This window comes from Anaerovibrio lipolyticus (assembly GCF_021531495.1).
Taxonomy (GTDB): Bacteria; Bacillota; Negativicutes; order Selenomonadales; family Selenomonadaceae; genus Anaerovibrio.
In genome coordinates, this window is record NZ_JADYTY010000017.1 from 31,551 (window position 1) to 46,291 (window position 14,741).

Consider the following 14,741-nt stretch of genomic DNA (forward strand, 5'->3'; position numbering starts at 1 on the left):
GTAGGAGGGGAGAGGTGGTATGATTATTAGTGTAAGTAGAAGGACGGATATACCTGCTTTTTATAGTGAATGGTTTATGAAGCGGTTACAGGATGGTTATCTCATGGTTCGCAATCCCATGAACTATCATCAGATTAGCAAAATAAGTTTGTCCCCTGAATTGGTGGATTGTCTGGTTTTTTGGACAAAAAATCCCTTGCCTATGTTGAAATATTTGGATAATCTTGCTCAGAAATATGAATTTTATTTTCAATATACACTCAATGGTTATGAGAGGGATATTGAGGAAAATGTACCGGATATGGCTCAGAGAGTGTTAACGTTTCAACGACTATCAAAGAAAATTGGTGCTAAGAGGGTAATATGGCGTTACGACCCTATATTGCTTACAGATAAATATTCTGTAGAATGGCATCTGGAAGCATTTTCAATGCTGGCAGAGAAGATGTCGTCCTATGTAGAATCATGTGTATTTAGTTTTTTAGATATGTATCCAAAGATTGGCAGAAATACGTCAGCAGCAGGGATTCGTCCCTGCTGTGATGAGGATATGAAAAAAATAGCCGCAGGTTTTGCAGATATTGCTAGTAAATATGATTTGAAGTTGCGTACCTGTGCAGAAAAGGTGGATTTGTCTGCCTATGGTATTGAGCATAATTGTTGTATTGATTCGGAGTTGATAGGCAGACTTACTGGTTATGAAATTTTGGCTGGTAAAGATAAAAATCAACGACAGGAATGTGGCTGTGTGGAGAGTATAGATATAGGACAATACAATACTTGTAGTCATGGCTGTAAGTATTGTTATGCCAATTTCAATGCCAAAAGTGTTGCAACCTTTAGGGCGCAACATAATCCAGAATCACCATTACTAATAGGGGAATTATCTTCAACAGATAAAATAACAGAAAGAAAAATGAAATCGCTGCGGGGGAAAGTCTTGAATCAAGAACAATTAAGTTTGTTCTAGTCTAAATAAGCTTTTGGTAGATTTTTTCGTAGTAATATCGTAAATGATTTTGCGCCATATATATTAATTTATTAATATATATGGCGCAAAAATATAAAATAATTATGATAATAACTTTGAACCTATAATAAATACATGTTATAATCTGCTTATAGGATGGAGTCAACATCTTCATCAAAGTAAGATTTACAATACTTTGTTGATGTAAAAGCATGTTCTCACAGGTTGTTTCCATTATGCTTATAGAGTATAATTATTATTGGGGGTAGGGGTATGGGCGAAAAGGATATTACACAGAAAAATTTTGAAGCATACAATGATGTTGTAGCAGATATTGTGAATGGTAGCCTATTCAATGGGGAAGAGACTATCAAAGCTGAAAGTCTTATTGATGCACAGCCATTTTCACAATACAAGGCTGATAAAGGAATAGTTCATGAGCAGGAGCGAGATGTTGCTAAGTATTGCATGGATATGAACTGCAATATTCGTCTTGCGTTGATTGGTTTTGAGAATCGGATTGCTATTGATCCAGATATGCCACTAAGAGTTATTGGCTATGATGGGGCATCTTATCGTGATGAGCTAAATCAAGATAAAATTGCATTAAATGGTGATGGTAATCAGACTTCTCATATTCGTAATAGGCGATATCCTGTTGTAACATTGATTTTATATTTTGGTAAAAGACCATGGAAAAAGCCATTGTGCTTATATGATGTATTGGATATACCAGATAAATTAAAACCATTTGTTAATGACTATAAAATTAACTTGGTAGATGTTCCAAGGTTGACAACTGAGCAGGTGGAGAATTACAAAGGTGATTTTCAAATAATTGCTGACTATTTTGTTCAGATTACTAACGGAAAAGAATATGTGCCAAGTTCTAAGAGAATTCAGCACGTAGACAGTATGCTCAAGCTTATATCTGTGTTGACTAATGATAAACGTTATGTAGAGTGTATGGAAAGTAAAGATATGGAAATGGAGGGAGTCAGTATGTGTGAGGTATTGGATAGAGTAGAAGCCCGTGGGGAAGCCCGCGGAGAAGCTCGTGGAGAAGCTCGTGGAATCATGAAGAATAGGACAGAGATGATTCAGAATATGTTGAAAGAAAATATTAGTGTAGATGTGATAGCCAAGGTGGCTAAAATTACTGTTGAGCAGGTAATTGCCATAGGCAAAAAAACAGCAGTCCTGTAAAGTAAACATAAATATTAACTCGTTCTCTGAGGCGGATAGCCTTGAGAACGAGTTTTTTATGTGTATATATTATAACATCATATATAATAATTCAAAAATTTACTGTGGACAAATTTCCTATCCATTAGGCATATGCTATGGGCTGGTATTGTCTATCTCCTGGGAAAATGTTAAAATAATCAGATAGTAATTTGCTAGTTAGATTTGAGGATAGAGTGTATGCGTAGAATTTTTATCAAGGCCAAATTGGCAGATAAATTGGTTATAGATGGCAGTGATGGCTTTCATCTGAGCCGGGTTATGCGGGCCAAGCTAGGGGACCATATTGTGGTGGCTGATGATGTGGGCCAGGTGGGAGAATACGAAATTACTGGTTTTGGTACTGGGGGCGCAGAAGATGGCGGACTGGGCAAGGTTCAATTGGCTGAAGCTCAGCTTCATGGCGCCAATGGGGCTGTGGTGGAGCTGTCCCTGGTGGAAAGGCTGGAGGAGTGGACAGAATCTCCTATAGAGCTGGTATTGGCTCAGTGCCTTCCCAAGGGGGATAAGCTGGAGCTGATTACCCAGAAGGCTACGGAGCTGGGGGTTAATAGAATTGTACCTCTGGTTAGTGAGAATTGCGTAGTAAAATATGATGCCAAAAAGTCCAAGGCTCGTCAGGAACGGTGGCAAAAAATCGCCAATGAGGCAGGGAAACAGTGCGGCCGTACCATTCTGCCGGTGGTGGAGCCTATTCAGAACTTGAAGCAATGGCTGACAGAGATGGCAAATGAGGCTCAGAAGTCAGAAAAGAAAATTTGCCTATGCATGTGCTATGAAAATGAAGAACAGCAGGGTATCAAGGAGTTCTTGCAGGCTCACAGGTCTGAGGAGTCTTTTATTTTTATTGTAGGGCCAGAGGGCGGCTTTTCTTTGGCAGAGGCTCATTTGGCACAGGAGCTGGGCATTGCCTCAGTTAGTCTGGGAACTCGGATTTTGCGGGCAGAAACAGCAGCTATTGCCGCTGCGGCTATTATACAGTACGAAAACGGAGATTTAGGAGGAAGATAATTTGTCTAGTGTAGCATTTGTTACTTTGGGCTGCAAGGTCAATCAGTTTGAAACCGAGGTTATGGAGGGCTTGTTCAAGGAAGCAGGCTATGAGATTCTTCCTCATGAAGCAAAGGCAGATATTTATGTTATCAACACCTGCTCTGTTACCAGCCTAGGGGATAAAAAATCCCGCCAGTTGATTCGCAGGGTACAGCGGCAGAATCCTGAGGCTATTATTGCTGTTACTGGCTGCTATGCTCAGATTGCTCCGGAGCAAATCAAGGCCATTGAGGGAGTTAGAGTGGTGTTGGGCACCGCCAATCGTTCCCGCATTGTGGAATATGTAGAGCAAGCCATAGCAGGCAATGGCAGGATTATTGATGGTGTAACAGATATTATGAAGGTGCGGGAGTTTGAGGATATTCCTATTTTGGATATGCCTACCCGCACTAGAGCCTTTCTAAAGATTCAGGAGGGCTGTAATAATTTCTGCAGCTATTGTATTATTCCTTATACCAGAGGACCTTTGCGTTCAAGACCTTTGGATAGTATTCGTCGGGAGGCGGAGAAGCTGCTGGCTAATGGTTTCAAGGAAATAGTTTTTACCGGTATTCATTTGGGGGCCTATGGACGGGATTTCAAGGATGGTACGGATTTGGCTGATGCAGCTAGAGCTGTGCTGGACTTGCCCGGTCTGCGAAGATTGCGGGTTGGCTCCTTGGAATCCATCGAGCTATCTCCAGAGCTTTTGGAGCTTTTGCGGGAGCATCCCCGGTTTAGTCATCATCTTCATTTGCCTTTGCAGGCAGGCTCTGATTATGTGTTGGAAAAAATGAACCGTCATTATAATAGAGAGGAATTTGCTCAGTTGTTGGCACAGGTAAGGCAGGCTGTGCCGGGAGTAGCTGTTTCTACAGATATAATAGTTGGTTTTCCTGGGGAAACAGAGGAAATGTTTGCTGAAAGTCTGGCGTACATCCGCAGTCTGCGTTTTGCAAGGATGCATGTATTCCCATATTCTCCTCGTACTGGTACTCCAGCGGCCTCTATGCCTAATCAGGTGCCAGATCCGGTGAAAAAGGATAGGGTTCATCGCTTGCAAAAGCTGGGGGAGGAAATGTCTGAGGCTTTCTGTAGCGAGTATTTGGGTACAACCCAGCAGGTATTATTTGAAACCTGCCATGAGGGCCAGTCCAATGGGCTGACGGATACCTATATCAGGGTATATACTGATGACAAGGTGGAATTAGGAGAAATTTATCATGTTTCCCTGCAAAGATTGTACAAAGACGGGGTTTATGGTAAAATAGTTAGTGCAGTTCAAATTTGATTGATAAAAGCGGGGAGGTGTACAAAGATGGCAGATTGTATTTTTTGCAAGATTGCAGCCAAGGAGATTCCTTCTACAGTAGTATATGAGGATGAGCAGGTATTGGCCTTTAAGGATTTGGAGCCACAGGCACCTTTTCACGCTTTAGTAATTCCTAAAAAGCATGTGGAGAGTGTTGGTGCTCTGACTGCTGCTGACAAGGAGTTGGCAGGTCATATTCTCTGTGAGGTTATTCCTCAGATTGCCAAGGAAAACAAGCTGGATAAGGGCTTCCGTGTGGTGGCCAATACTGGCGACGAGGGCGGTCAGACCGTAAAGCATTTGCATTTCCATGTGCTGGGCGGTCGTTCCATGCAGTGGCCTCCAGGCTGATGTAGACAAGGTCATAGGCTATTGAGAATGCTTAGCAAAAATATTACTATATGATTTGACATTATATAGGATATTTTGTTATACTATTAAGGTGTAGTTGTAAAATACACTCCCAAGTCAATTGGAGGGGGGGAAAAATAGATGGCAAACGAGATTAAGGTTGGTAAGAACGAGACCATTGATAGCGCACTGCGTAGATTCAAGCGTATGAGCCAGAAGGCTGGTACTTTGGCAGAGGTTAGAAAGCGCGAGCACTATGAGAAGCCAAGTGTACGCCGTAAGAAGAAGTCTGAGGCAGCCCGCAAGCGCAAGTTCCGTGCATAAGACACGACTCATAACTAAGCATAATAAAACCACAGTTATTCGTAGCTGTGGTTTTTTGCTGTATACGTTTTTGGGAAAATTATTAAAGTGTGGTAAAGATAAGGTGAGCTTGGCCTTCAATGGCGTACTCTCCCATATTGGCTGGCAGGAATACGCTTTGGCCGGCTTCCATAGGAAGCTTTTCTCCCTGGTAAGTCAGCACCAGATTTCCCTCTAATACAGTGAAGGTGTGGAAGCTTTCGGTATCTGCTTTGAGATGGTTGGCGCCAGATAGTTCAATGCTGTAGGTGTTGAAATATTCACAGCTGACCAACAGCTCTGCGGTGCAATCAGAGGAAAGTGCTGCCTGCTGACGCTTATCCACCAGTGGCAGAGGCTTCAGACTGCACACCTCAGTGCCTTGCTGTACATGGAGCTGACGAGGTTTGCCGTCATTGCCTACACGGCCATAGTCGTAAAGGCGATAGGTGGTGTTGGAATTTTCCTGTACCTCTGCCAGCAGGATGCCCTTGCCGATGGCGTGAATGGTGCCGGCTGGAATAAAGAAAACATCGCCTTTTTTTACTGGTGCATGATGACAGATTTCGGTAATAGTGCCATTCTTCAAGCTGTCAGCCAGTTCCTGACGGGTGATTTCTTTTTCTACGCCATAGAGCAGCTCAGCACCAGGTTCGGCATCAATAACATACCACATTTCGGTTTTGCCCAGCTCCCCTTCGTTTTTCAGGGCATAGGCGTCATCTGGATGCACCTGTACGGACAGATTATCCTTGGCATCAATGAGCTTAATCATAATAGGAAAATTCTTGCAGTCCTTGCCTTTGGTACCCAACAATGCCATGCCCTTGTTCTCCAGATATTGCTCCAGAGTTTCGCCTTTGGCTGGGCCATTGGCAATAACACTAGGCCCGGCAGGATGACAGGAAAGCTCCCAGCTTTCAGCCAGCTTGTCAGCGGTAGATACCTTGTTATATTTTTCTCTTAGACGGGTGCCACCCCAAATATAGTCCTTGACTGGAGCCTGCATAAGTAATGGATAAAGCATAAAATACATCCTTTCTTTATGATTTCTTGCGGGTTAATATCAACAAAAGTATAGTTTTATTATAGAAAAAATATAACTTTTTGTCAAAGCAAGAATTAAAATATGTAAGAAGCTTTGCGTTGTTGCAGAAACAATTTGAAATACATTGATGTTTACGAGCACAGAGATGTTTGCAAATAAATTTGATAAGAATTATCAAATGGCCAAATAAGCAGAAGAATAAGCATTGTTTTTGAAAAAATGTCATTATTTAAACGAAATAAATTGACTGTATATGCATGGTTAAGTAAAATTAATACAAATGAACAAATGCCAAATATAGAAAATGGTAAATTTCTCATAATAAATGTTTATGAAATATGAAAACTGTGCTATAATGAGTCAAGGTTGTGAAAACAACTGCAATTGATTCTTATTTTTTACAACGGTATCAGCTTAGATATCAGGCTAAAGAATGGGAATATCGTAGTATTTTCTGTCAGAGGGGGAGGACAAATATGACAGGGATAATTTTGGCCAGCCATGGTGGGCTGGCAGAGGGTGTAAAGCAGTCCGCCGGCATGGTTTTTGGGCCACAGGAGGATCTGGTGGCAGTAACACTGTTGCCAGAGGACGGCCCAGATAGCTTCCGTGCCAAGCTGGAAGCTGCTGTAAACACTCTTTCCAACAAGGAGGAGGTTTTATTCCTGGTAGATTTACTGGGAGGCACTCCTTTCAATCAGTCCAGTGCCGTACTGAAAGGGCATGAGGACAAATGGGCAATTGTAACAGGCCTGAGCCTGCCAATGTTGATTGGTGCTTTGGGTGAGCGCATGGGTGACGAGAATATGCCAGCTCACGAAATTGCCAAGAACATTATTGCTCCATCCAGAGAGGCTGTTAGCGTAATGCCTGAGTCTCTGGAGCCAGCACCTGTACAGGCTGCTGCTACTGCTGCTGCACCTACAGGGGCAATTCCACCGGGAACTGTTCTGGGAGACGGTCATATCAAATATGTACTGGCTCGCGTAGATTCCCGTCTGCTTCATGGCCAGGTAGCAACTGCTTGGACCAAGAGCGTTAAGCCAGATCGTATTATCGTTGTATCTGACGCTGTATCCAAGGATGAACTGCGCAAGGGTTTGATTACCAAGGCGGCTCCTCCAGGGGTAAAGGCGCATGTAATTCCTTTGAAGAAGCTTATTGAGGTGGAGAAGGATCCCCGTTTTGGTGCTACCAAGGCAATGCTTCTTTTTGAGAATCCAGAGGATGCTCTGACCGTTATCAAGGGCGGTGTCAATATTAAGACTCTGAATATCGGTTCCATGGCTCATTCCGTGGGCAAGGTGCTGGTAAACAAGGTTATTTCCATGGGCAAGGAAGATGTAGCTACCTTTAAGGAGCTGAAGCAGCTGGGCATCAAGTTTGATGTGCGTAAAGTTCCAGCTGATGGCCAGGATAACCTTGATGCTCTCCTGCAGAAGGCAGAAGCTGAGCTGAAATAATATTTACTTATAAAGGTTTATCTAAATATTGATTTGGAGGTTATATTATGGGTACTTTTACCATAATTGGTATTATAATAGTAGCGCTCCTGGCTGGTATGGAGAGCGTACTTGATCAGTTTGAATTCCATCAGCCAATACTGGCCTGCACACTGGTTGGTATTGTAGCTGGTGACCCGGTTCCATGTATTATTCTGGGTGGTACTTTGCAGATGATTGCTCTGGGCTGGGCTAACATTGGCGCTGCTGTAGCACCTGATGCTGCCTTTGCTTCTGTAGCATCTGCTATCATTTTGGTACAAGGCGGCCAGGGTGTTGCCGGTGTACCTACTGCTATTGGTATTGCAATTCCTCTGGCAGTTGCTGGTTTGTTCACCACCATGATTGTTCGTACTCTTTCTGTACCTATCGTACATTTGATGGATGGTGCAGCTGAGAAGGGCAACTTTGGTGCTATGGAGTTCTGGCAGGTTGCTGCAGTAATTATGCAGGGCTTGCGTATTGCCATCCCATCTGTAGCTTTGTGCTTTGTTCCTGCTGATGTTGTACAGGCAGGTCTGCAGTCCATTCCTGATTGGCTCACCACTGGTATGGCCATCGGCGGCGGCATGGTTGTTGCTGTAGGTTATGCCATGGTTATCAATATGATTGCTAACAAAGAAACTTGGGCATTCCTTATCCTGGGCTTCTGCGTAGCTGCTTTGACTGAAATCACCCTTATTTCCCTTGGCGCTATTGCCATGGCTATTGTATTCATCTATCTCCACCTGCTGAACAACGGCGGTGGCGGTGGAAACGGCGGTAACGGCGGTTCCAACGATCCTATAGGTGATATTTTGGATGATTATTGATTAGAAAGTGGTGATTGACATGGCAGATAATAAGAATACTTTAAGTAAGTCTGATCGTTTGAAGGTTTGCCTGCGTTCCCAGTTTTTACAGGCATCCTGGAACTATGAGCGTATGCAGAACGGCGGTTATGCCTTTTTGATGATTCCAGCTATCAAGAAGCTGTACAAGGAAAAGACTGAGCAGATTGCTGCATTGAAGCGTCATATGGAGTTCTTTAACACTCATCCATATGTGGCTGCCCCTATTATCGGTGTAAACCTGGCCTTGGAGCAGGAGAGAGCTAATGGTGCTCCTGTAGATGATGCTGCTATTCAGGGTGTTAAGGTTGGTATGATGGGCCCTCTGGCTGGTATTGGTGACCCTGTATTCTGGTTCACTCTCCGTCCTATTCTGGGTGCAATGTGTGCATCTATTGCTATGGACGGCAATATGCTTGGCCCTATTTTGTTCTTCCTTCTGTGGAATGTAATTCGTCTGGGCTTCCTGTGGTACACTCAGGAGTTCGGTTACAAAGTTGGTGGCCGGATTACCGAGAATATGTCTGGCAAGCTCTTGGAGAATATTACCCGCGGTGCTTCTATCTTGGGTATGTTTGTCCTGGGTGCTCTGGTTCAACGGTGGGTTAGCATAAAATTTGCGCCTGTGGTTTCCAGCATTCAGCTTTCCAAGGGTGCATATATTGAGTGGGATCAGCTGCCTGCAGGGGGCGAAGGCATCAAGATGGCCTTCCAGCAGGTTGCTTCCGGTATGTCCTTGGAGCCAATCAAGGTTACTACCTTGCAGAATAACTTGGATGCTTTGATTCCAGGTTTGACTCCACTGCTGCTGACTCTCCTGTGCATGTGGTTGCTGAAGAAGGGCGTATCCCCAATCATTATCATCATCGCTCTGTTTGCCGTAGGTATTGTAGGCCATCTCATTGGTCTCCTCTAATCTACAGCATTAGCGGATAAATTCAATCTCACTAAAACCTGAATAAATAAAGGGCCTACTCCATTTTGGGAGCAGGCCCTTTTCGGGTGTAATAGAATGGAAGAATATGAGTAATTGACAAGCAAAAATTGTACTACTCTGGGCATTTTGCTCCGCCTGGGACAGAGCGCGAATCTGTACCCGCATACCTTCGGAAATGGCGTAGCCAGAGGCGATTTTACCTAGCTGGGATTGAGTCTTTTTGGTATTTTCATCTCGTAGTTAGTGGGTTTACTGGTCAGCTAGGAAGCTGATATCAGCCTGTTTGCGGGATTTTTCCGCGGCCTCTGCCACCTGTAGAGAAATATTTAGATATAAATCCCTGCCGGCAAAATCCTTGTTAGCCAGCATGGCAGCAAAAGCTGCAAATTCGTGACTAAGGCGGTGAGGATATTGGTTTAGGGCATATTCTTGAATGTTGTCCTCGCCACGGATTTGACAAGCAATTTTCTCTAGCTGATTGGGAGCGGTTTCTACCTTTAGCCAGCCCTTTTCTCCTTGAATAAGACAGGTGCTGGGACTGTCAGAGTCCTTGGCCCCAATGGCCAGAGCCTGAAATTCAGGATAGCTCATTAGCACTACACCGGAGGTATCAATGCCGTTAAAGCCCTTGCGAGCCTGATAAATAAGGTTATTAGGGGCACCAAAGAGGCCAATAATCAAATTCAGATTATAAATATTTATATCGTACAAAGCTCCGCCAGAAAGCTGGGGATCAAAAGCTGGCAGCACTGTACCTTCTAAATATTTGTCATAGCGGCTGGAATACTGGGAGTAATTGGCCTGTACCATGCGGATCTGGCCAAGCTTTGGCAGCAGCTCCTGCAGTTTGTGGAAATTTGGCATATGAAGCAGGGAAACAGCCTCCCAGAGAAACAGGTTCTTTTCCTTGGCCAGGTGAACCAGCTCCTGCACCTCTCTAAGATTAGAGCCAAAGGGCTTTTCTACAATAACATTATGTCCAGCCAGCAAGGCCTTTTTGGCGTACTCATAATGAGCACTGTTTACCAGGGCAATATATGCTGTGTCTATATCGGCCTGTCCAAGAAAGGCTTCATAATCAGTATAGACTTGGGGAATATTATTCTCCTGTGCCAAGGTCTGCCCCTTGGCCTCACTGTGGGGGCGTACCCAGATAGCCTGTATCTCTATGGTATTAATAGGTTTTAGAGCTATTAACACATCCTTGACAATGCCACCGGAGCCAACAATGCCTAGTTTCATATCTATCATCCTTTGCAATGGGAGAGTATTTTCCCTTCATTATTCAAGAAAAATGTTGCCTTATTCTGAACATAGACAAAATTATTCAATACCATGATAGCATAGAAATCTGAAAAAATTTTGGATAGGAGAGGAATTTTATCTTTGCATAAAAAATCCCTGCATACTTTGATTGCCTAGAAAGCTAGGTTAATCAGTATGCAGGGAATATGAATATTATACAGTCGCTCTAAGAGTCTTATTTCATAAGTTCTGCCATATTTGGTACATTCAAATATTTGGCAATCTCATCGTTAGTAGGGTACTTGCCCTCCATGACAATTTCTCCGTCCAGCAAAATCAAAGGAAGTGCATTAGCACCTTTTTCTCTTACGAAATTAACAACCTTTTCATTCTCCATGAACTTCTGACGATCATCTGGCTGAACATATCTATTAATGTCATACAGGTTAGTCTGCAAAACCTTGACAACCTTATCAATACGAACGATTTCCTGATCTGCACTCAAACCACACATACCATCAGCTGCACAAAGTTCTGGCTCAAAGATTTCCAACTTTTTCATAAATAACAACCCCTTTCAGATAACATATAAACGTCTAATTGACGACTCACCCTAATCTTATTATACTTAATTTAAAATAAAATGTCAATGAAAATAATTATCTTTTAATAAAATTTATTTTACATTATTTTATATCTAGTAATTCTGCTAAAAGCTCACTAAATTCCTTTTTGCCATAGATAAATTTCCGTTCATCTTCCTCGTTTATAATACAGCAGGGAACACCTTTTAAATCGTATTTATCCTTTAGGTCAGCGAAATGTGCATAGTCAAAAATTTCTACACTGATATTATCATTGAGAGAAGCCATTCGCTGCATGGCCTGTACAACCACTGGACAATTATGGCAGGACAAGGTAACAATAATTTTGATAGCCTTTTTAGAGGTAATAGTCTTGGCCTTTTTCTCCGCTTCAACATCAATTACCTTGCCGGGACCAGCGATATTGTAGAGAGCTGCAATAAAGGAGTTAAACTCCTGACCGTTTGGCAATGCGTGATAGATAATGCCTGCTGCTCTGCCATCATGGAAAAATAATTCCATTCCTGGAATATCCGCTGCTTCCTTCAAGCTGATTGCAATCTTATCCGTTAAAGCAGCTAATTCCGAAGAAAACTTTTGCAAATCTTTTCCTAAATCACTTTGGTCATAGTGGGTCACAATCCTTACGGGATGCTCAAATCTGGCAAAAACCTGTGCCAGCTGGGGATGGAAGGACTGGGGGATAAAGCTTTCTCCAATCATAAAATCACCTCGCAATCATTACAACAAGCCAACCAAATCAATACTAGGCTTCAGTGTTTCATCTCCTGGCTGCCATTTCGCAGGACAGACCTCATCTCCATGCTTTGCAACGAACTGCAAAGCCTCGACCTTGCGCAGCAGCTCGTCAGCATTACGTCCTACATTGCCAGCATTTACCTCATATGCGGCAACCCTGCCCTTAGGGTTGATGATAAATGTACCCCGTTCTGCCATGCCATCGGCTTCAATATATACATCCAGATCTCTGGCCAAAGCAGCCGTAGGGTCAGCCAACATAGGATAAGTAATCCTGCCTACTTTAGTGGAATTCTCATGCCATGCTTTGTGGACAAAATGAGTATCACAGGAGACACTGTAAATTTCACAGCCAATGTTTTGAAATTTTTCATAAAGATTAGCTAAATCCTCTAATTCGGTAGGACATATAAAAGTAAAATCAGCAGGATAGAAAAATAATACTGACCATTTGTCTAGCAAATCAGCCTTGGTAATGGTTTTGAATTTGCCTTTCTCAGCCCCAGCAGCTTTGATAAAGGCCTGTGCGGAAAAATCTGCAATTTCTTTGTTTATTAGTGACATAATCATACCTCCGAGTAAATATATTTAGATTGCATATTATCAAGCAATAAAATTAATCATTTGATAACATTTTCCATATTTATATATTCTTCACAAAATACTAAAATCCTGCTTTGAGGGGAAAATTATGAGAAAATTACAAAAACTAAAAGAGGATTTTTGATATTTGTGTAGAATAGTTATTATAAGGAAATAATTTTATTTTAGGAGGGGTTACTATGAATAATCAGGCGATGTTTAAACTTAGCTATGGTCTTTTTGTCTTGACAGCAAGGGATGGCGAGAAGGACAATGGTTGTATTATCAACACGGCTATTCAGGCGGCATCTACGCCTAATCAGTTGAGTATATGTGTCAACAAGACAAACTATACCCATGATATGATTGTCAAAACTGGAATTTTTACCGTATCGATTCTCAATCAAAAGGCTTCCTTTGATATCTTTAAACGTTTTGGTTTTGCCAGTGGCAGGGATGTTGATAAGTTTGCAGATTATGATGAATGTAAGCGCGGCGAAAATCGTGTTTACTATATAACCGAGAATACTAATGCCTATATCTCCGTAAAGGTGTCCAAAACTGAGGATTTGGGTTCTCATACTATGTTCGTGGGCGAGATTACCGATATGGAAATTCTCGGTGAGGAACCATCTGTGACCTACGCATATTATTTCCAGCATATTAAGCCAAAACCAGAAGCATCTGCTTCACCTTCAGGCAAAACAGTATGGCGTTGCAAGATCTGCGGCTATGAGTACGAAGGGGAGGAAATTCCTGAAGATTATATCTGTCCTATTTGCAAGCATCCCGCTTCTGATTTTGAGAAAGTTCTGTGATATTTAGATGGCCTTGCACATCATCTGATGGGCGAGGCTGTCTTTTTGCATTTTTTTCTGCTAGAATTTTAGCTTAGGAGGTTGGTGTTTATGAAAAATATAAAGGAAGTTTTGCAGGCAGGCCACCAGTGGATGGAAGAGTATATGCAGTCTTTTTACTGTGAGGATAAAGATATTATGTTTGGTATCCAGATGAAGGAAAAGCATACTGGCTATGTTACGACCAATGCCAGACAACTGGCTCTGCATTTGCAATTGTCTTCTCATGATGTGAATTTGGCAGAGCTGATAGGCTTACTCCATGATGTGGGCAGGTTCCGTCAGTGGCAATTATATAAGACCTTTGTGGATGCCAAATCTGAGGATCATGCTGACTTGGGAGTAAAGGTGATTCAGGAGCTGCCTTTTTATGATTTGCTGGGGCAGGAAGAAAAGGATTTGGTGCTTTTTGCCATCAAGAATCATAATAAAAAGGAAATTGCTCCAGCACCGGATAAAAGGCATTTGCTCTTTGCTAAAATCATTCGGGATGCAGATAAACTGGATATTTTCCGGGTGTTGGCTCCCTATCTTACGGCTAATCCAGATGCCGAGGGCCAGTCTGCGGCTATTCGCAAATTTATGAAGGGGCCTAATGGAGATGCTACCGGGGAGATGGGGGTATTTGCTCCTGGGTTCTTGGAGAAATTTGTGCGAGGAGAGCAGGTGGATTATACTATGATTCGCACCAATGAAGATAGAAAGCTGGTGCGGTTGATGTGGGTATATGATGTGAATTATGCCTGGACTTTGCAGCGAATTCGGGATAAAGGATATATTGAGGCCATTATTGCCAATCTGCCAGATAGTGAGATGTTGCGTCAGGGTGTGGAGAGATTGCAGAAATATGTGAGTGCCAAATGTGCCACCCCAGATATTGCATAATTCTGATTTGCCGAATCGTTTATCTCTCCATAGAGTTGTAAATATAATTCGGTATGTCAAAATTTTTCGATATACAGCCTGCGGTCATAACGACTTTTGCTCTGTCCGACTTAATGGCCCTACCTGGGGATTTATCTTAACGCAGTAATACCGCTTATCGCTGAGCCAATTCACAGAGGCCGTATTGGTAGAGAGTGCCACCGGGGCCACTTTTGCTGCGCAAAAGCAGGAGTCTCCCGACGCAAAAGTGTCATGCCCCT

Annotated in this window: 16 protein-coding genes; 11 read left to right on the forward strand and 5 right to left on the reverse strand. The window is 42.7% G+C overall.

From position 1 onward, the window contains the following. Positions 1-19 precede the first annotated feature (19 nt). The 6 genes from I6E26_RS07185 (at position 20) to rpsU (ending at position 5,234) form a co-directional block, all read left to right on the forward strand. Entirely contained in the window at positions 20-970 is a 951-nt protein-coding gene (locus I6E26_RS07185) for a DUF1848 domain-containing protein (protein ID WP_235321172.1), read from the forward strand. A 273-nt stretch (positions 971-1,243) separates the two neighbouring features. Then, complete coding sequence (locus I6E26_RS07190; RefSeq protein ID WP_235321173.1) at positions 1,244-2,176, forward strand: Rpn family recombination-promoting nuclease/putative transposase; 933 nt, start codon at positions 1,244-1,246, stop codon at positions 2,174-2,176. A gap of 219 nt (positions 2,177-2,395) precedes the next feature. After that, the gene (locus tag I6E26_RS07195) at positions 2,396-3,226 is read left to right on the forward strand and encodes an RsmE family RNA methyltransferase (protein WP_235321174.1); all 831 of its coding nucleotides are present in this window, start codon (positions 2,396-2,398) and stop codon (positions 3,224-3,226) included. Between the two features lies 1 nt (position 3,227). After that, positions 3,228-4,538, forward strand: coding sequence for a tRNA (N(6)-L-threonylcarbamoyladenosine(37)-C(2))-methylthiotransferase MtaB (mtaB, locus tag I6E26_RS07200; protein WP_235321175.1), 1,311 nt, complete (start codon positions 3,228-3,230; stop codon positions 4,536-4,538). Positions 4,539-4,565: 27 nt separating this feature from the next. Further along, positions 4,566-4,910, forward strand: a complete 345-nt coding sequence (locus I6E26_RS07205; protein WP_235321176.1) for a histidine triad nucleotide-binding protein — start codon at positions 4,566-4,568, stop codon at positions 4,908-4,910. Positions 4,911-5,051: 141 nt separating this feature from the next. Further along, positions 5,052-5,234, forward strand: a complete 183-nt coding sequence (gene rpsU / locus I6E26_RS07210; protein WP_154406975.1) for a 30S ribosomal protein S21 — start codon at positions 5,052-5,054, stop codon at positions 5,232-5,234. 82 nt (positions 5,235-5,316) lie between these two features. On the opposite strand, the gene I6E26_RS07215 is transcribed toward rpsU, so the two are convergent. Then, the gene (locus tag I6E26_RS07215; protein ID WP_235321177.1) at positions 5,317-6,279 is read right to left on the reverse strand and encodes a type I phosphomannose isomerase catalytic subunit; all 963 of its coding nucleotides are present in this window, start codon (positions 6,277-6,279) and stop codon (positions 5,317-5,319) included. Between the two features lie 497 nt (positions 6,280-6,776). Here I6E26_RS07215 and I6E26_RS07220 point away from each other — a divergent pair, with 497 nt between their 5' ends. Genes I6E26_RS07220 through I6E26_RS07230 form a run of 3 tightly spaced genes read left to right on the forward strand, consistent with a single transcriptional unit; the run spans position 6,777 to position 9,548 of the window. After that, positions 6,777-7,763, forward strand: coding sequence for a PTS sugar transporter subunit IIB (locus tag I6E26_RS07220; RefSeq protein WP_235321178.1), 987 nt, complete (start codon positions 6,777-6,779; stop codon positions 7,761-7,763). A gap of 47 nt (positions 7,764-7,810) precedes the next feature. Then, on the forward strand, positions 7,811-8,614 hold the full coding sequence (locus I6E26_RS07225) for a PTS mannose/fructose/sorbose transporter subunit IIC (protein ID WP_235321179.1): 804 nt from the start codon (positions 7,811-7,813) through the stop codon (positions 8,612-8,614). Between the two features lie 19 nt (positions 8,615-8,633). Continuing rightward, a complete protein-coding gene (locus I6E26_RS07230; protein WP_235321180.1) occupies positions 8,634-9,548 on the forward strand; it encodes a PTS system mannose/fructose/sorbose family transporter subunit IID in 915 nt (304 codons plus the stop codon). 270 nt (positions 9,549-9,818) lie between these two features. Here I6E26_RS07230 and I6E26_RS07235 read toward each other — a convergent pair whose 3' ends face one another. The 4 genes from I6E26_RS07235 to ahpC form a co-directional block, all read right to left on the reverse strand. Then, a complete protein-coding gene (locus tag I6E26_RS07235; RefSeq protein ID WP_235321181.1) occupies positions 9,819-10,811 on the reverse strand; it encodes a Gfo/Idh/MocA family protein in 993 nt (330 codons plus the stop codon). 238 nt (positions 10,812-11,049) lie between these two features. Continuing rightward, the gene (arsD, locus tag I6E26_RS07240; protein WP_235321182.1) at positions 11,050-11,376 is read right to left on the reverse strand and encodes an arsenite efflux transporter metallochaperone ArsD; all 327 of its coding nucleotides are present in this window, start codon (positions 11,374-11,376) and stop codon (positions 11,050-11,052) included. A 124-nt stretch (positions 11,377-11,500) separates the two neighbouring features. Next, the gene (locus I6E26_RS07245; protein WP_235321183.1) at positions 11,501-12,121 is read right to left on the reverse strand and encodes a thioredoxin family protein; all 621 of its coding nucleotides are present in this window, start codon (positions 12,119-12,121) and stop codon (positions 11,501-11,503) included. 18 nt (positions 12,122-12,139) lie between these two features. Beyond that, entirely contained in the window at positions 12,140-12,721 is a 582-nt protein-coding gene (ahpC, locus tag I6E26_RS07250; protein ID WP_235321184.1) for an alkyl hydroperoxide reductase subunit C, read from the reverse strand. Between the two features lie 218 nt (positions 12,722-12,939). Here ahpC and I6E26_RS07255 point away from each other — a divergent pair, with 218 nt between their 5' ends. Then, complete coding sequence (locus tag I6E26_RS07255; RefSeq protein WP_235321185.1) at positions 12,940-13,557, forward strand: flavin reductase family protein; 618 nt, start codon at positions 12,940-12,942, stop codon at positions 13,555-13,557. A gap of 90 nt (positions 13,558-13,647) precedes the next feature. Beyond that, positions 13,648-14,481, forward strand: coding sequence for an HD domain-containing protein (locus I6E26_RS07260; RefSeq protein WP_268824842.1), 834 nt, complete (start codon positions 13,648-13,650; stop codon positions 14,479-14,481). Positions 14,482-14,741 lie beyond the last annotated feature (260 nt).